This window comes from Streptomyces lydicus (assembly GCF_004125265.1).
GTDB lineage: Bacteria > Actinomycetota > Actinomycetes > Streptomycetales > Streptomycetaceae > Streptomyces > Streptomyces lydicus_C.
Window position 1 is genome coordinate 8423336 of sequence record NZ_RDTE01000003.1, and the last position, 16384, is coordinate 8439719.

16 protein-coding genes and 1 pseudogene are annotated in these 16384 nt (G+C 71.0%); 11 read left to right on the forward strand and 6 right to left on the reverse strand.

Annotated features, from left to right (window positions below; genetic code table 11):
* The 6 genes from D9V36_RS39700 (at position 1) to D9V36_RS39725 (ending at position 6369) form a co-directional block, all read left to right on the forward strand.
* A complete protein-coding gene (locus tag D9V36_RS39700) occupies positions 1–999 on the forward strand; it encodes an FAD binding domain-containing protein (protein WP_129298027.1) in 999 nt (332 codons plus the stop codon).
* On the forward strand, positions 996–3245 hold the full coding sequence (locus D9V36_RS39705; protein ID WP_129298028.1) for a xanthine dehydrogenase family protein molybdopterin-binding subunit: 2250 nt from the start codon (positions 996–998) through the stop codon (positions 3243–3245). Before D9V36_RS39700 ends, D9V36_RS39705 begins: the two co-directional genes overlap by 4 nt.
* A 230-nt stretch (positions 3246–3475) precedes the next feature.
* A complete protein-coding gene (locus D9V36_RS39710) occupies positions 3476–4186 on the forward strand; it encodes a response regulator transcription factor (RefSeq protein WP_129298029.1) in 711 nt (236 codons plus the stop codon).
* Positions 4183–5676 (forward strand): sensor histidine kinase, encoded by a 1494-nt coding sequence (locus D9V36_RS39715; protein ID WP_129298030.1) that lies wholly within the window; start codon positions 4183–4185, stop codon positions 5674–5676. The genes D9V36_RS39710 and D9V36_RS39715 overlap by 4 nt, the downstream gene beginning before the upstream one ends.
* 52 nt (positions 5677–5728) lie before the next feature.
* A complete protein-coding gene (locus tag D9V36_RS39720; protein ID WP_129298031.1) occupies positions 5729–6142 on the forward strand; it encodes a hypothetical protein in 414 nt (137 codons plus the stop codon).
* Positions 6139–6369, forward strand: a complete 231-nt coding sequence (locus D9V36_RS39725) for a hypothetical protein (RefSeq protein WP_129298032.1) — start codon at positions 6139–6141, stop codon at positions 6367–6369. The genes D9V36_RS39720 and D9V36_RS39725 overlap by 4 nt, the downstream gene beginning before the upstream one ends.
* Before the next feature lie 70 nt (positions 6370–6439).
* Here the strand turns inward: D9V36_RS39725 and D9V36_RS39730 are convergent, their stop codons facing one another.
* Both D9V36_RS39730 and D9V36_RS39735 read right to left on the reverse strand, forming a co-directional pair.
* Complete coding sequence (locus tag D9V36_RS39730) at positions 6440–7696, reverse strand: MFS transporter (RefSeq protein ID WP_129298033.1); 1257 nt, start codon at positions 7694–7696, stop codon at positions 6440–6442.
* On the reverse strand, positions 7677–8300 hold the full coding sequence (locus D9V36_RS39735; RefSeq protein ID WP_129298034.1) for a DsbA family protein: 624 nt from the start codon (positions 8298–8300) through the stop codon (positions 7677–7679). The genes D9V36_RS39730 and D9V36_RS39735 overlap by 20 nt, the downstream gene beginning before the upstream one ends.
* 19 nt (positions 8301–8319) lie before the next feature.
* On the opposite strand from D9V36_RS39735, the gene D9V36_RS39740 reads away from it, so the two are divergent.
* Complete coding sequence (locus tag D9V36_RS39740) at positions 8320–8838, forward strand: MarR family winged helix-turn-helix transcriptional regulator (RefSeq protein ID WP_241721235.1); 519 nt, start codon at positions 8320–8322, stop codon at positions 8836–8838.
* Between the two features lie 111 nt (positions 8839–8949).
* Positions 8950–9621: a DUF6445 family protein gene (locus D9V36_RS39745; RefSeq protein ID WP_129298035.1), complete on the forward strand. Its 672-nt coding sequence runs from the start codon at positions 8950–8952 to the stop codon at positions 9619–9621.
* Positions 9622–9770: 149 nt separating this feature from the next.
* Here the strand turns inward: D9V36_RS39745 and D9V36_RS39750 are convergent, their stop codons facing one another.
* Together D9V36_RS39750 and D9V36_RS39755 are read right to left on the reverse strand one after the other, a co-directional pair.
* Entirely contained in the window at positions 9771–10430 is a 660-nt protein-coding gene (locus D9V36_RS39750) for an NADPH-dependent FMN reductase (RefSeq protein WP_129298036.1), read from the reverse strand.
* 161 nt (positions 10431–10591) lie between these two features.
* Positions 10592–10849 (reverse strand): WhiB family transcriptional regulator, encoded by a 258-nt coding sequence (locus D9V36_RS39755; protein WP_129298037.1) that lies wholly within the window; start codon positions 10847–10849, stop codon positions 10592–10594.
* Between the two features lie 484 nt (positions 10850–11333).
* Here D9V36_RS39755 and D9V36_RS39760 point away from each other — a divergent pair, with 484 nt between their 5' ends.
* Both D9V36_RS39760 and D9V36_RS41295 read left to right on the forward strand, forming a co-directional pair.
* Positions 11334–12323: an ornithine cyclodeaminase family protein gene (locus D9V36_RS39760; RefSeq protein WP_129298038.1), complete on the forward strand. Its 990-nt coding sequence runs from the start codon at positions 11334–11336 to the stop codon at positions 12321–12323.
* Between the two features lie 978 nt (positions 12324–13301).
* Positions 13302–13481, forward strand: coding sequence for a hypothetical protein (locus D9V36_RS41295; protein ID WP_164993122.1), 180 nt, complete (start codon positions 13302–13304; stop codon positions 13479–13481).
* A gap of 42 nt (positions 13482–13523) precedes the next feature.
* On the opposite strand, the gene D9V36_RS39770 is transcribed toward D9V36_RS41295, so the two are convergent.
* Positions 13524–14057 carry a GNAT family N-acetyltransferase gene (locus tag D9V36_RS39770; RefSeq protein ID WP_129298039.1) on the reverse strand — a complete coding sequence of 178 codons (534 nt, stop codon included), beginning with the start codon at positions 14055–14057 and terminating at the stop codon, positions 13524–13526.
* A gap of 206 nt (positions 14058–14263) precedes the next feature.
* Between D9V36_RS39770 and D9V36_RS42455 the strand changes: the two are divergent.
* Positions 14264–14422 (forward strand): annotated as a pseudogene (locus D9V36_RS42455) (protein-tyrosine phosphatase family protein); the annotation flags it as partial.
* 221 nt (positions 14423–14643) lie between these two features.
* Here D9V36_RS42455 and dacB read toward each other — a convergent pair.
* Positions 14644–16254 (reverse strand): D-alanyl-D-alanine carboxypeptidase/D-alanyl-D-alanine endopeptidase, encoded by a 1611-nt coding sequence (gene dacB, locus D9V36_RS39780; protein ID WP_129298041.1) that lies wholly within the window; start codon positions 16252–16254, stop codon positions 14644–14646.
* Positions 16255–16384: the final 130 nt, after the last annotated feature.

Genomic DNA, 16384 nt, shown 5'->3' on the forward strand with positions numbered 1-16384 from the left:
GTGCGTGCCATCAGCTACACCCGTCCGACGGATGTGACCACCGCGGTCCGGGCGGTGACCAGTGACCCCGGAAGCTCCTACCTGGCGGGCGGCACCACGGAAGTCGACCTGATTCGCCTCGATGTGCTGCGGCCCCACCGCCTGGTCGACATCAACCGACTGCCGCTGGCCGGGATCGAGGACCGTCCCGACGGCGGACTGCTCATCGGTGCGCTGGCCCGGATGAGCGAGGTGGCCGAGGCGCCGGCCGTTGTGCAGCGCTTTCCGATGCTCTCCCAGGCACTGCTGCTCGGGGCCTCCGCCCAGCTGCGGAACATGGCCTCCATGGGCGGAAACCTGATGCAGCGCGTGCGGTGCGCCTACTACCGGGACCCCGAATCCGCGTGCAACAAGCGCGTCCCGGGCAGCGGCTGTTCCGCTCTGGAGGGGGCCCATCGCGGGCACGCGATCCTCGGCACCAGCGACCACTGCATCGCCACCCACCCCTCGGACATGGCGGTCGCGCTCGTCGCCCTGGACGCCGTCGTGCACGTGGAGGGAGTCCATGGCTCCCGCAGCATCCCGGTCGACGACTTCTTCCTGCTCCCCGAGGACACCCCCGAGCGGGAGCACCCCCTCACACCCGGTGAACTGATCACCGCGATCGAGGTGCCCCCGGCCCCCGTGGCGCGCGGGTCGCTCTACCTCAAAGTGCGCGACCGTGAGTCCTACGAGTTCGCCCTCGCCTCGGCGGCCACGGCGCTGGCGCTGGAGGACGGGGTGATCCGTGAAGTCCGGCTCGCCCTCGGCGGCGTGGCGACCAAGCCGTGGCGGGCGCACCGGGCCGAGGACCTGCTCGTGGGGCGGCGCGCCGAGGCGGACGTGTTCGCACGGGCCGCAGGCGCGGAGCTGGCTCCCGCCGTCACCCGCCCGATGAACGCGTTCAAGGCGGAACTCGCCCGGCGGACGATCGTCCGTGCCCTGCAGACCGCTGCCGTGCAAGGAGGCGGGACGGTATGACCACGGGCGCCACCCTCACGGCCGTCGGCCGGCCTCTCCCGCGCGTCGACGGCCGGGCCAAAGTCACCGGAAGCGGCCGCTACGCAGCGGAGTACACCCTGCCCGGCACCGTGTACGCGGCCCTGGTCGGCGCCCGCACCGCCTGCGGCCGGGTCACCGGCATCGACACCCGCGCCGCGGAGAACGCCGGCGGTGTGCTCGCCGTACTGACCCACCGGAACCTGCCGAAAATCGCCGGCCCGCCCCCTCTGCTGCCGTCGCTGGCCGGTCACGCCGCCCCCGGGGAGAGCTTCTTCCCGATGCAGGACGACGCCGTGCACTACTTCGGGCAGCCGGTGGCCATGGTGATCGCCGACTCGTATGAACGCGCCCAGTTCGCGGCCCGGCAGGTCCATGTCGACTACGAGCGCAGCGCCTCCGTCACCACCCTCGAAGAGGGCCGGGACCAGGCCTACGAACCCGAGGCGATCTTCGCGGGATTCCTCCCCGCACGCAGTGTGCGCGGAGATGTCGAGGCCGGTTTCCGGGCGGCGGCCCAACGCCTCGACGCGACTTACCACTTCGCGGCGAACCACCACAACCCCATCGAGCCGTCGGCCACCACAGCGGTCTGGGACGGCGACCGGCTCACCCTCTACGACGCCACCCAGGGAATCGTGGCGAGCCAGAACACCGTGGCGGCGCTGCTGGGCATCCCTCCGTCGAAGGTGCGGGTCCGCGCGCCATACGTCGGCGGGGGATTCGGCTGCAAGGCCATGATCTGGCCGCACGTCACCCTGGCCGCGATGGCCGCGCGCCATGTGCGGCGCCCCGTCAAACTGGCGCTCACCCGCGAGCAGATGTTCACCTCCTGCGGCCACCGCGAGGAGCAGGAACAGCGCATCGAACTCGGCGCCACCAACGAGGGCCGGCTCACCGCCCTGCGCCACCACAAGCTCTCGCTGACCTCGCCGTTCGACGACTGGGCCGAACCCTCGCTCGGCATCGCCTCGCAGGCGTACGCCTGCCCCAACTACGAGGGCGTCTACCGGCTGATCCGCGGCAACACCATGACACCCACCTTCACCCGCGGGCCCGGCGAGACCACCGGCATGTTCGCCATGGAATGCCTGATGGACGAGCTCGCCCACCGCATCGGCGTCGACCCGGTACAGCTCCGGCTGCGCAACCACGCACAGTCCGACCCCCACAGCGGCCATCCGTGGTCGAGCGACGGCGCGGAGGAGTGCTACCGCCGTGGCGCGGCCCGCTTCGACTGGCACTCCCGCAACCCCGAACCCCGCTCCCGGCGGGACGGCAACTGGCTGATCGGCACCGGCATGGCCACCGCCGGATACCCGGTGTTCTTCCCCATGCAGCCGCAACGTGCCCGGGCCCGTCTCTACGCCGACGGCTTCGCCGTGGTGCAGGCCGGCACACAGGAATTCGGCACCGGATCGGCCACCGTGATGACCCAGGTCGCCGCCGACGCCCTGGGGATCCCCGTGGAGAACGTCCGGTTCGAGTACGGCGACACCGACCTGCCGAACGTCGCGGCGACGGTCGGCTCGGCAGGCGCCGGCATGATCAGCGCCGCGGTGCACACCGCGGCCACCACACTCCGCGACCAGATGATCGAGCAGGCGGTCGCCGACCCCGCCTCCCCCCTGCACCAGGCGGACCCGGCCGCCGTCGTCGTCCGTGACGGGCGGATGGAGCTGCCGGACCGGCCCGGCGGCATCGAGTCCTACCGCGACCTGATGCAGCGCCACTTCATGACCGACATGGACGCCCTCGGCAGCTGGAGCCCGCCACCCCCGGGCGTGCCGTACGGGCTCGCCACCTTCGGCGCGCAGTTCGCCGAGGTAGCCGTCGACCCGGACCTCGGTGTGGTCCGGGTACGCCGGATGACCGGCGCCTTCGCCCCGGGCCGGATCCTCAACGCCGCCACCGCGCGCAGCCAGGTCATGGGCGGCATGCTCTGGGGCATCGGCCAGGCGCTGCTGGAGGGCACGGTGGTCGACGCCCGTGACGGCCGCTGGGCGAACGCGAGCCTGGGGGAGTACCTGGTACCGGTCAACGCCGACGCCCCCGACGTCGACATCGAGTTCGTGGAGGTACCGGACCCGGTCGTGAACCCGCTGGGCGTCAAGGGCCTCGGAGAAGTCGGCATGGTCGGCGCCGCGGCAGCCATCGCCAACGCCGTCTTCCACGCGACCGGATACCGCGCCCGCGAACTGCCGATCAGGATCGAACACCTGCTGTAGGGCCGCGCTCCTGAAGCGCGCCGCCTCCCGCCCCGGGCCCGGTCCGGTGTACGGGCGTCCGACGCCGACACCGACGGTCGGCAGTCGGCAGTCGGCGCAACCCGGCCCCGTCAGCTCCCCAGCCCCCCACCCCCCTCGGAACCCCGATCCCGGATCCCGGACCGTGGCTGACACCCGCCGGAGCCCATGACGGATGATTCCGTGAGGCGGTGTCCCCCACGGAGGCAAGTATGTACGGACAAAGCAGCACCGGCCGGATCCTGCTGGTGGACGATGACGCGGCGATCCGGCGGTCGCTCGGGCGCGGGCTGCGGCTGAACGGCTTCACCGTGGGGCTGGCGGACGGCGGCAGGGCCGCACTGGAGCGGATGGCCGAGGAGCCGCCGGACGTCATGGTGCTCGACATCTCGATGCCCGACCTCGACGGCATCGCGGTGTGCCGGCAGCTCCGCGAGCACGGCAACGACCTCCCCGTGCTGATGCTGTCCGCGCTCGACGAGGTGACCGACCGGGTGGCGGGACTGCAAGCAGGCGGGGACGACTACCTCGTCAAACCCTTCGCCCTGGACGAACTGGTGCTGCGCCTGCAGGCACTGCTGCGGCGCCGCCCGCCCGCCCCCACCGACGGCGTACGCGTCGGCTCTCTGGTGCTCGACACGGCGGCACACCGCGCACGGCTCGACGACCGGGAGGTGGAGCTGACCCGACGCGAGTTCGCCCTGCTGGAGGTCCTGGCCCGCAACGCCGGGCAGGTGCTCACCCGCGACCAGCTGCTGGAACGCGTATGGGGCTACGACTTCGAGGTGCGCACCGACGCGGTGGACACCTTCGTCAGCTATCTGCGGCGCAAGCTGGAGGCGGGCGGGCGGAGCCGGATCGTGCACACGGTGCGGGGCGTCGGCTTCGTGCTGCGGGACGACGAGAGCGGGTCGGCGCGATGAGGCTGTCCACCCGTATCGCGCTCGTCGTCGGGATGGTGGTGCCGCTGCTGGTGGTGGTGTCCGGCTGGCTCCTGGTGCAGCTGGTGGGCAAGGATCTGCGTGTCCAGGCGGACCAGCGTCTCGCCGAACGCGCGCAGAGCGTGGCCGTGGCGGCGCGCGGCCTGCTGCGGGCCAGCTCTCACGACCGGCCGCGCGCCGAACAGGCCCGCCAGCGGAAGCTGTTCACCGCGGCCCTGGACGTCGGCGTCCGGCTGTCCGGCCCAGAGACCACCGTCATGGACGGTCCGCAACCCGCCGCCTCGGTGCCGCTGCCCGTCGGCACCCGGCATCCGTCCACCGTGCGGTCGCGGGGCAAGAGCTGGCGGGTGCTGGCGGTGCCGGTCACCGGCCCCGGTGCCGGGGTGCACGGGATGCTGTGGCTGTTCTCCCCGGACACGGCGCGCGAGGGGCAGCTCGGGATGGTGCGCCGGAGGGTGATCATGGTGGCGTTGCTCGCGGCCCCGCCGGCCGGTGCCGCGGCCTGGCTGCTCGCCGCCCGTGCGGCCCGGCCGCTGCGGCGTCTGCAGCAGGCGGCCGGCGGACTCGACCCGCACACCAGCGCCGCCCGGCTGGATCACGCCCCGACCCGGATCACCGAGGTCGACGACCTCGCCCGCACGCTGCAGACCTTCCTGACCCGGTACGACGAGCAAGCCGCCCGCACCGCCGAGGCGCTGGCCTCGGCACGCTCGTTCTCCGCCGCCGCGTCCCACGAACTGCGCACCCCGCTGATGAGCATGCAGACCAACCTCGACATCCTCGACGCCTTCCAGGACCTCGACGCCGCCGACCGGGCGGAGACGGTGGACGATCTGCGGCATGAACACGCCCGGCTGCTGGGCCTGTTGGTGATGCTGCGGGCACTTGCCCAAGGCGACCTGGTCGAGGCCGACTCGTTCGCCGTCATCGACATGGCGGATCTCGCCGACGAAGCCGCGGCCGATGCCCGGCGCAGGTACCCCGGCGCCGAGGTGGTGGTCCACAGCAGCCCGGGACTGACGATCCACGGATGGCAGCCGGGGCTGCGCTCGCTGCTGGACAACCTCCTGACGAACGCGCTGGTCCACGGCCGGCCGGCCGAGGGCGGCGGCCATGTGGCGCTCTCCCTCCGCGCCGGTGAGGACACCGGCTCCCCCTGCGTCGTCCTCGGCGTCGAGGACCGCGGGCCGGGGGTGCCTCAGCAGTGCCGGGAGGCCGTCTTCCAGCGCTTCCAGCGCCGCCCGGACAGCCCGGGTTCCGGCCTCGGTCTCACCCTGGTCGCCCAGCAGGCCGCCCTGCACCGGGCGAGCCTGCGACTTCTGGACGGCCCCGGCGGCCGGGGAGCCCGCTTCGAGGTCACCTTCCCCGCCGCACCCGCCCACCGTCCCGCGCACACGGCACTGCCGGCGCACCGGGACTGGCTGGCGGATCCCGCGGACCGCCCACAAGGTTTCCACAAAGAACATCCCTAACTTTTCCTCGCGGACGGGCACCGTGCCCGTCCCGTTCGTGAGGAGGACCTTTATGCGTACCCGGAGCATCGCCCTCTCTTCGGTGGCCGCCGCGACAGCCCTGCTCGGTGTCGCGGGCACCGCCGCTGCGGACAGCAGCACCCCCGCACCGTCCGCCTCCGCCTCCGCCAAGACCCGTACGGGCGACGGCGCACAGGCGCTCTGCAAGCGCGCCCCGAAGATCGATAAGCGCCTCCACCGGGCACTTCACCGTCTGCAGGGCAAGGCCGGGGTCCGTGGCTCCGTCGCCCGCCTGGAGAAGCGTGTGGAGAAGGCGAAGGCCGCAGGTCACACCGAGATCGCGACCTTCCTCAACCACAAGCTCGCCCACCGCAAGTCCCTGATCCCCACGCTCCAGCAGCGCCAGAAGGACCTCGCCAAGGTCGCCACCTGGTGCCGTTCCCACCAGAACACGACCTCGTCGTGACCGGGACCGGACAGGCCGCGGTGCTCGCGGCGATCACCGCGCTGTGCGGACTGCTCGTCGCCGGATGCGGAAACGGAGTACGTACCGAGGGCGACGCCCCGCACGTGACCCCGTCGCCCTCCGCATCCACGCCCGCGTCCACCGACCTGGCGGACATGCGCAAGCTGCTGGACGACGCCGAGAGCGCAGCAGCCGCGGCGGACTCCGACGCGGCCGCGGACCGGTAGCACGGCAAGGCTGTCTGCCGTGACGGCCGGGGCATGCAGGGCAATTGGCCGGGCGTCAGGCCTTCGGCCCTCAGGTCATGGCCTCCCGAGGGGTGGTGACGGTGGCTTCGGGCGTACGCACCACATGTGCCGGCAGCATCCGCTCGGCGTACAGCAGGACTACCGCGCCGGTCAGGACCATCAGTGCCAGAACCGTCCACAGTTGCCACTGCCCGGCGTCGAGCAGGAATCCCAGCAGCAGGGGCGCGGTGGTGCGGCAGACCGCCCAGGACAGCTGATAGGTCGACAGGTACCGCCCCCGCAGGTGAGGGGGGGCGGCCTGGACCGACAAGCTCTGCGAGGGCGCGGAGTGGACGAGTTCGCCGGCGGTGTAGAGGGTCGCGACCGCCAGGACGGCGACGAGGGCGTCGGCCCCGCTGATGAGATGGGGAAGGGCGGCGAAGGCGGCGAAGGAGAGCGCGAAGATGACGGCACCGAGCGCGGCCGCGCGCGTGCGCCTGCCACGCATGGTCAGACGGGCGGCCGGGACACCGAGCGCGGCGACGAGAGCGGTGTTGACGGCGAATACGACGCCGGCCAGGGCATCGGGCATGCCGACGTCACGCGTGAGGAAGACCGGCAAGGCGATGGCCTGAGTCGTATAGCCGAAGGCGATCAGGGAATTGGCAGCGGTGAGGAGCAGATAGGGCCGGTCGGCGAGCACCTGCCGGTATCCGTCCCGCATCTCGTCCGGGCACCTGGCGCCGGGGCGGACGGCCGGGATACGGGCCACCAGCACCGCGGCAAGGGCGAAGACCGTGGCCAAAGCCACCGCGGCGCCGAGGAATCCGGCACTGCCCTTCCACGCCAGCATGCCTGCCGCCGCCAGGCTTCCGCATCCCATACCGGCATTGCGCAGGCTGCGGTCCCACGCCAGCAGCTGGTCACGCGCAAAGCCTTCGGCGATCTCACCGATGAGAGCCTGCTGGCCGGGCGAGGAGGCCCACATCCCCACCGCCGCCACCAGGGAGACCGCCAGGAACGCGGGGAAGGAGCCGGCGAACGGGTAGGCGGCGAAAGCAGCTGCACGTAACGCGAGCGCGGAGATGAGCACCCGCCGGCCGCCGAACCGGTCGATGAGGACGCCCGTGACGGGCATCAGCGCCAGGGCACAGAGTCCGGCGGCGGTCAGGCCCGCGCCGATCGACGTCAGCGACAGGCCGGTGAGTGAGTGGACGAACAGCATGGTCAGTGGGACGTAGATGCCGTCGCCGATCGAGCCGACCAGGCTCGCGGCGATGAGCCGGCGCCGGGTACGAACGCCGGGTTCAGCGGAGGTTGAGCGCACCGCGTCCCCGCTTCAGCTCGGCGAATGCTCCCATGCCGGCCAGGGCCCGAGTGGCCCGGAACAGCCGGATCGCCTCCTCGCCCTTGGGCACGCAGGTGAGGACGGGACCGAAGAAGCCGGCGCCGTCCACGGTGACGACGGGGGTCCCTGCCTCTTCGCCGACCGCCTCCTGGCCGGCCTGGTGGCCGGTGCGCAGAGGCCCGTCGAATGCGTCGGTGTGCGCGGCCTCCGCCAGGGACGTGGGCAGCCCCAGCTCTTCGAGGGACTCGGTGACGACGACGTCGTAGTCCTCGTTGCGCTCCCCGTGTATGCGGCTGCCGAGCGCGGTGTAGAGATCGCGCAGGACCGCACTTCCGTGGAGGGCTTCGACGGCCGCGCACACCCTGGCCGGGCCCCAGGCCCGGTCGTTGAACTCGCGGTACCACGTGTCGAGTTCGCGGTGCTCGTTGAGCACGGACAGGCTCATGGTCCGGAAACGCAGGTCGATCGGCTGAAGCCGTTCGACCTCGAGCAGCCACCGTGAGGTGACCCAGGCGAAGGGGCACGTGGGGTCGAAATAACAGACAACGGCCGCGGTGGCTTGAGCGTCATCAATATCTTCCATGGAAGATAAAGTATCATCCGTGGAAGATATAGTGGAAGCCATGCAGCCCGACTCCATCGCCGCCATCGTCGACCAGTGGAAACGCGAGAGGCCCGAGCTCGACGCGACACCGATGCTCGTCGTCGGCCGGCTCTTCCGGCTTGCCGACACACTGGACCAACGGCTACGCCCGCCCTTCGCCGCCGCTGATCTGGGCAGCGGCGACTTCGACGTCATTGCGGCGCTTCGGCGTTCAGGGGCGCCCCACTCCCTGTCCGCGGGCGAGCTCAGCCGCACCGTGCTGGTCACCACCGGTGCTATCAGCAAGCGGGTCGACCGGCTGGAAGCCCGTGGCCTGGTCAGCAGGTCCGTGGCCGAGGCCGATTCGCGCGGACGCCTGATCACGCTCACCGCCGAGGGCGTCGAACTGGCCGATGAGCTCATCGCCGTCCACCTGGACAATCAGCGCCGGCTTCTCGCCGGGCTCGACGGGGATGAGCAAAGTCAGCTTGCTGGCCTGCTCGAACGGCTCACCTCGGCACTCGCCGCAGGGGAGTGATCGCCCGCGGGCGATGCCATGTGAAGGTCAACCCCGGGATGAGCAACCCTTGACTGAAGGTTGACCGCTTGGGTGGCGAGCCCTTGACGGGATGCGAACTACGTTCCCTCCATGCCTCGAAGAACCCCGGTCCTGCCCGTGCTCCCGTACCGCAAGCCGACCCGCGGCCGGGACTACTGGGTGCTGGACGACGTGCTGCCGGACCCGGACGTCGTGCGGGAGCGCTGTCTGGCCAGGAGCGACTGGACCGAGGGCTATCCCCACAAGCCCCAGAGCTGGCCGGGTCTGCGCGCCATGCCCGCGCTCGAACCCGGCGAACTGGCCCATGTCGAGAAGCTGGTGCGCAGGGCGACCGGCACCCCGCAGATCTGGGCCGAACGCCCCGCAGGCGGCGGGACCTTTCACCACAACTGCGTCCAGGTCGTCGGCGAGGGCGAGAGCGAGCCACGTCCCCACACCGACTCCCGCAACCTCTGCCGGTACGCGGCTGTGCTCTACCTCAACCCCCTGGTCCCCAAGGACTGCGGCACCAGCTTCTACCGGCAGAGCCTGCCGGGCGGCACCCTCGGCGGCAACCAGGTGGCTCCACCGCACAACAACCTGGTCGACGCCCTCGGCACCCGCTTCGTCACGCCGGACTCCTTCACCGAGGACGTGCGCATCCCGCACCGCGCAGGCCGCCTGCTGCTCTACTCCGCCAACCTGATCCACACGGCGACCCGTTACTGGGGCACCACCCTGCACGAGAAGCGCATGACGGCGGTCTTCTTCTGGATGGCCTGACACCTGACGCCTGACCTCTGACGCCCGACCCGACACGGACGGCACAGCGCTTCCTCCGATGCGGCCTCACCCGCCACGTCCGTCCGGTGCACAACAGCCCGGATCGACGGCTCCGCCGGGGACCGTGCCCGGCGGGGAGACCGGCTCAGTCAGTCCTCCGCCCGCTGGGTGACGGGAGCCTCGGTGCGGTCGCCCGGGAACTCGTACCAACGGCGTTGCAGACAGACATAGCGCGCATCGGCCTCCACCAGATGGAGGAAGGCCGTCACGGTCTCCCGCAGGCGTTCCTGCAGCGCGGGATCGGTCAGCTGCCCGTCCTCGGTGAACCCCTGATGCGCCGCGGCAAGACTGAACATATCGGGGTAGACCCGGGTGCCCAGATGCTCCAGCGGAACCCTCAGTGCCCACAGCCCCCGGTTGCCGCCGACCAGGGACGGGGAGGCGGAGACCAGCAGCGCATGCTTGGTCTTGAACGGCTGCGGCCGGACCCGCGAGACCCAGTCGATGGCATTCTTCACGACCCCCGGCAGGGAAGCGTTGTACTCGGGGGAGGCGATCACAAAGGCATCGCAGCGCTCCAGCCGGTCCCGCAGCGCCAGAGCGCCGTCCGGCACTCCTCCTTCGGCCTCGACATCACCGTCGTACAGCGGCATATCAAAATCCCGCATCGTGGCGAGATCCACCACCGCACCGGCCTCGGTCATCATGCGTCCGACAAGGGAAGCCAGACGGGCATTGGTCGACCCTGCCCGCAGTGCGGCGCCGAGAACAAGGACGCGCAGCGGTCCGGGGTGTGCATCCGTGGGCATGGTGATGTCCTTCCGGCTTCCGGCGCAGGAGAGCGCGTGACGTTGCCGCACACACGGCCACCGCCTGGGGGCGACGAAAGCGTACAGGCGCACAGGCGGCGCACCCGGTACCCACCACGCGCCATGTCCTGACCCGGTCCTGACCTGCGCCGCAGCTACGGCTATACGGAAGCGCTGCGCGCCCGGTTCCGGGCGGCCCGGCGCCGCATGGCGCGCCGCTCGTCCTCGCTCATCCCACCCCACACACCCGCATCCTGACGGGATTCGAGAGCCCACTGCAGGCACTGTCCCATCACCGGGCAGCGGCGGCACACGGCCTTGGCCTCCTCGATCTGCAGGAGCGCGGGGCCGGTGTTGCCGACGGGAAAGAAAATCTCCGGATCCACTTCGCGGCACACCGCGTCGTGACGCCAGTCCATGGCTACCTCCGTTCTCCGCGGCCGAGCGCGGTCGGGTCCCTCACTTCGAGGCGCTGGGGCCATCTACCTGCGCACGTCCTGTGCGCCGTTCTGCGCATGCCCTCAACTACCTTTTCCGGGCCTCTTGTTGTGCTCGTCTGTTGCGCCGGCTCTGCTGTGCCGGCTTGTTCTCTGTGCTCGTTGTCCTCGTGTGCCCGTTCCTGCGACCACAATGCGCCGCTGTCGGCATTGCCGAGATGGGCGTCGCCCATAGTCGTCGCCCATCGCCATGGCCCTCGTCAGCCGGCGTTGCGGTCCGGCGCGCGGCGGGACCACCATCGCCCAGGGCTGTCGCGGCGCCTACCCGCGCCTCGCCGTGGCACTCCTCCACCGCGCAGGGTGGTGTGACGGCACGCGCACCGAATGACACACGCACGGGACTACGGTCGTCGCCACGGCTCGGCGTAACGTCGGTCGTACCGCTGTGATCAGGAGGTTGAGACGGATGCTGGTACTGGGGCGTGCGCAGGTCGAGGCGTTGCTCGACATGGATTCGCTGATCGACGCCCTGGCGTCGGCGATGACGGACCTGAGCGCCGGCCGCGCTTCCTCGCCCGACCGCGTCGCCGCTCTGGTGCCGGAACGGGACGGTTTCCTGGCGGCCATGCCGGGCTTTGTACCGTCGGCCGGGGTGCTCATGAGCAAGCTGGTCTCCGTCTTCCCGCACAACGGGGGCACCCCCGTGCCGACCCACCAGGCACTGATCGTCGTCTTCGATCCGGACACCGGAGAACCAACAGCGCTGCTGGACGGCACGGCCATCACCGCGGCACGGACCGCTGCCGGTTCGGCGCTCTCCGCACGCCTGCTGGCCCGCGAGGACGCCTCGGTGCTGGCGGTCCTGGGCACCGGAGCGCAGGCCCGGTCGCATGCCGAGGTGATGTGCCGGGTCCGCCCGATCCGGCACATCCGTGTGGCGGGCCGCGACCAGGCGAAGGCGGCCGCCCTGGCCGGCCACCTGTCCTCCGCACTCGATATCCCCGTCGACGCGAGCGCCACCTACGCCGAGGCCCTTGACGGCGCGGAGATCGCCGCCGCGACCACCCACTCGGTCGCCCCCGTGATCCGCCGCTCCTGGCTGACCCCGGGCGTGCATGTGACATCGGTGGGATTCAACCCGGAGGGCCGGGAGATCGACGATGCCACGGTGGCCGAAGCGCTGGTATGTGTCGAGTCACGTCAGGCGGCGCTGGCGCCCTTCCCCGCGGGCAGCAACGACCTGCTGATCCCTCTTCGCGACGGCGTCATCACCGAAGCGCAGGTACACGCCGAGCTGGGTGAACTCCTCGCGGGCCGCAAACCGGGCCGCTCCTCGCCGGACCAGATCACCCTCTACAAATCCGTCGGAGTGGCAGTGCAGGACGCGGCGGCCGCAGCCCTCGTCGTCGCCGCGGCCCGCAAACAGTCGGCGGGGACGGACATCCGGCTGGACTGATCCACAGTCATCGGGACTGAACTGAAGTCATCGGGACTGGGCTGATCCATATTCATCCGGCTGGAGTGCTCCATGCGGTCGGCCGCAGACTGATCCGGAACCCGACGGCCGCGGCTGCGCTGCCGCGATCCGGACGAGACGGGCGGTCTCACCAGCATCACCGGCTTCACCAGACTCACCGGGCGTACGAGTGCAGACACGCAGACACGCAGGCAGCAGACGCGTACGGGCGTACGGGCGCGCGGGCCGCCTCAGCGTCCGTACGTCCGACGGCACAACCGGAGAAGATCCGAACGGACGTGGCCGGACGCCATCCGGCACACGACGCCGGCGTCCATGGTCGGGCGTGGCCGCGGGGCCCGAGGGAGCTCTCGCGGAGCCGGGGCGGGGGCCTGTGCCCGGGCCGCGTGGCGCAGATGCCGGGGCGCCGCCCGTACCGGCTCCCGACGTGACCTCGGCGGCGCGGCGTGAGCGGGGCGCGACAGTGTCCGTCCCATGCCCCGCGGCCTTCGGTTTCCCGCCGCTGTATGCCGGGCGGCGGCATCGCCTCCCTCTCCCTTGTGTATCTTCGAGTGCCGTTTCGCCTTCCGCCTCGCGGACGCCACATCCACCACCCGCTCGTGCGAGGCCCCCCGCGTGGGCAGCAGCAACGGAGACGGCTGGGCCGGAGCGACCGTGCGTCCGCCCGGGGCGCGACCGGGACCGTGCAAGGGGCCGTCGGCCGGAAGGGATACGCAGCTGCTGGTGGCCAGAAGGACGGCTGCCGCTGCGGCGAGACGAAGGAGTAGAGGGCGCACGCTTTCACGGTGTCGGAGGGCCGGAGCCTGTCCAAACGACGCGCCGGGTGTCCACGCGGACGAAGGACAAAACCGAACTCCCGTGGGGCTCCTGAGCTGACGGCGAAGAGGCGGTACCGGCGTAGAGGCGGTGACGGGGAAGAGGAGGCGACGGGGAGCGGCGCCGCCGGTCACCTCTGCCATGGCGCCCCGCCTCCGCGAAAGCGCGCGTCAGCTCCTCGGCCACGATCTGCGCGCCCGGCGCGAACCACCGACTGAGGTGCCGGACGAGCTGCACGCGCACCGGCTGCGCCTTCGGGCCGTTCGCCACCACCAACTAACCGTCCTGGAAGTGGCGTTCGACGGTCACACGGGGGAGTAGCGTTCGACCGAGACCGGCCGCGACGCGGCGGGAAGGGGCCGCTCACATCGGGAGGGACCGCAGACGTACCGGCCCCACGGGCCACTGTGCCCCGTCGTGCAGTGGTATCCACATCGACCGCAGCGGCATGACCACGGGCCCGTCCGGCTGCTCGACCCGGACGTCCTCCTGCAGTGTCCGCCAACCGAGGCGTTGGTAAAGGGAGACAAGGTGCGGCCGGCAGAAGAGGAGCCCGTACTGCGGTCCCATCGTGCGGGCGTGTTCCAGAGCGGAGGTGACCACGATCCGTGCCAGTCCCTGCCCCCGCAGATCAGGCGCGACAACCACCCCGCCGAAGCCCACCACCTCTGTCTCGACCGGGCCGGCCGAAAGGGGCAGTGTCACCAGACCCGTGTGCGCCACGAGGCGGCCGTCCCGTCGTACGGCGAAGTGCTCCTGTTTGGGCAGCCAGGTCAGACCGGTCTCGGCAACGCCGAAAGGGTCATCGTCGTTCCCGGCGATCTCCCTCAGCTCCGCAGTCGCATACCGCGCGAGCCGGACCACGGCAGGCGACACTGAAGACGGGTTCGTTGTCATTCTCCGCATCTTGCCGTCCGCACCGGGCCGCGGGCAACGCCGACCCACATACAGACCACGTCAACCCGCCCCGGGGCAGGGCGGGTTGACGTCGTCCCGAAGGTACGGCCCACACGACGGTCGATCGATAGGGTGCGCCTATGGCCGAGCATTGGAGCGCATCAGCCCCAGGAGTCCTACGCTTCCCCTCGGGCGCCCTGGTGCGCGGCCGGGGCCGGACGGGAACAGCACTGGCATGTATGGCCGTTCTCGATGGGGTGCCGCCGGACCGAGCCGTCGCCTACGTCCGTCGGCACTGCCACCCTCGCGCCGTGGAAACCCCATGGCAACGACGCTTCGTCCTGCGCTTCGCAGACGACGCGTAGCCGGGACCGCAGTGCCGGACGCTTCGTAACGGCCCGGCCCTGAGGGGACGGCGGCGGTGGTCCCACCGGCGACGATCTGCCACTTTCCGCATCTCATCGGAAGCAATTCGTGGTCCCGTACGAGCGGGCCCTGGCCCGAACGCACCATCCCGAGAGGTGGCGCCGCCCCCCCCCGGAGAGGTGGCGCACCACCGCGCTCCGCCCGCGGGCGGGACCGTCGTTCAGTGGTGGCCTGGGGCCTGTTGCTGGAGGTAGGCGGCGACATCGGCCACATCGTTGCCGATGGCCAGGACGCCGTTGATGGAGGCGCCGGAGGTCGAGGCGCCGTTCACTCCGGCGAAGAACACATCGAACCGGCCCCGGCGCGTCTCCAAGTAGCCGGCCGCGGTCTCCGCGCCTACGGCCAGCCGGTCATTGAGGGCGTCACCGCCGGCCGCGGTGCCGGTCTTGGCGAAGACCTTGCCGCGTGACGGGCAGCTGCGACAGGAATCCGCCAGGGTTCCGTCGACACCCAGGACCGGTAGCGAGGTGCGGAAGCGCTGTGCCTCGGAGGTGTGCTGCCAGTACGTCAGGATCTGGGCCAGGGCGCGTGGTGTGGTCCGGTCGGCCGGGTTGCCGCCGCGGCCGTCGGCGAGCTGCACGGCCTTGCGTTCCACCCGAGCATGTTCCAGGAAGGCGGCCAGTACGGGGAATCCGTCCTCGCAGTTGGTGCTTCCCGTGTTGGTGGCCATCAGGCAGATCCCCAGGTTCGCCCCGAGGTTGTGGCTGACCTTGAGAATGAGCTTGGCGTACTCGGCGTACAGAGGTGAGGTGTACCGGGCCACCGTGGGAACGCCCCGGTAGGACTTCGGCAACTGCCGGGCCGGGTTGGGCCCGATCGCCTTTGCGCGGACCTCGACCCCGGCCCGTTTCAGTGCCTCGATCAGCGCGGTCCGGCCGAAGGCGTTCGGGTCCTTGACGGCGGACACCCGGAGGACGGGCGCCGAGCCGGCGGCGATGGTGCCGGACAGGCGGATCCGGGTGCCGTCGGCGGAGCTGCTGACGCTGATGTCGGCCGGCTTGCCCGCCGCGACGGTCCGGACGGAGGACGTGACGTGGTACGGCGCGACTTTCGGGCGCCAGTCCAGACCGGCCGGGGCGCCCGCCTTGGCCCCGGGGGAGTTCAGCAGATCGATGACATTGTCGTTGACGATCAGTGGTGTGGGGGTCGGGACGAGGACCGGATCCGGTCGGAACAGGCGCGCGTCGATGACCACGTCGCCGTCGACCCGGCGGATCCCCGAGTGACGTACCTGCCGGGCCAGCTGGTCGATGCCGGCCAGCGGGTCCTGCGGGGTGAGGGTGGCCCCCGGGACATCGTTGGCGTAGGTGTGGTCGACGGTGGTGAAGGCGACGGTGCCGTTCTTGCGCGTCCGGCCACCGAGGGTGAGATCGCCCTGCGCGACCAGGTACAGATTGCCCTTGAGCGTGGTGTTGTGGCGCTGCCCGACGGCGTGGACCGGTGTGATGAAGCGGTGGTCGCCGCCGAGGGTGTGCCAGGTGCCGCTGACGCTGAACAGTTTGGCCGTCGACCCGGGGATGAAGAACTGGTCGGTGTTGCGGGACTGCGTCATCTTGCCGGTCTTCGGGTCGCGCTGGAGCAGCCCCCACCGGGCATACCGGTAATCCGGCTTCCGCATGATCGAGGTGATTCGCGGATCGAGCGCAGGAGGCGGTGTGGGGGAGGGCGCGACCTGGACGAGACCGGTGATGACGACACCGACGGCCAGTAGAACGCCCAGGGGTCTCGCGAGGCGGCCGCGGGAGGTCCGAGGGGTGACGGAGGGGGACATGCAGACTCCACCGATGGTGTTGATCTGTCGTTTATCTACCGCTATGTCCTCCTGAAGGTACTGCTCACCGCCACCACGGGGCCGCAGGCGTCGGCCGGGGACCCCTGGGGTCCCCCGGACGCTCCAGGGC

Coding starts and splice junctions, on each gene's coding strand:
- D9V36_RS39705 (WP_129298028.1), top strand. CDS start 996: ATGACCACGGGCGCCACCCTCACGGCCGTCGGCCGGCCTCTCCCGCGC.
- D9V36_RS39710 (WP_129298029.1), top strand. CDS start 3,476: ATGTACGGACAAAGCAGCACCGGCCGGATCCTGCTGGTGGACGATGAC.
- D9V36_RS39715 (WP_129298030.1), top strand. CDS start 4,183: ATGAGGCTGTCCACCCGTATCGCGCTCGTCGTCGGGATGGTGGTGCCG.
- D9V36_RS39720 (WP_129298031.1), top strand. CDS start 5,729: ATGCGTACCCGGAGCATCGCCCTCTCTTCGGTGGCCGCCGCGACAGCC.
- D9V36_RS39735 (WP_129298034.1), bottom strand. CDS start 8,300: ATGGAAGATATTGATGACGCTCAAGCCACCGCGGCCGTTGTCTGTTAT.
- D9V36_RS39745 (WP_129298035.1), top strand. CDS start 8,950: ATGCCTCGAAGAACCCCGGTCCTGCCCGTGCTCCCGTACCGCAAGCCG.
- D9V36_RS39750 (WP_129298036.1), bottom strand. CDS start 10,430: ATGCCCACGGATGCACACCCCGGACCGCTGCGCGTCCTTGTTCTCGGC.
- D9V36_RS39755 (WP_129298037.1), bottom strand. CDS start 10,849: ATGGACTGGCGTCACGACGCGGTGTGCCGCGAAGTGGATCCGGAGATT.
- D9V36_RS39760 (WP_129298038.1), top strand. CDS start 11,334: ATGCTGGTACTGGGGCGTGCGCAGGTCGAGGCGTTGCTCGACATGGAT.
- D9V36_RS41295 (WP_164993122.1), top strand. CDS start 13,302: ATGGCGCCCCGCCTCCGCGAAAGCGCGCGTCAGCTCCTCGGCCACGAT.
- D9V36_RS39770 (WP_129298039.1), bottom strand. CDS start 14,057: ATGACAACGAACCCGTCTTCAGTGTCGCCTGCCGTGGTCCGGCTCGCG.
- dacB (WP_129298041.1), bottom strand. CDS start 16,254: ATGTCCCCCTCCGTCACCCCTCGGACCTCCCGCGGCCGCCTCGCGAGA.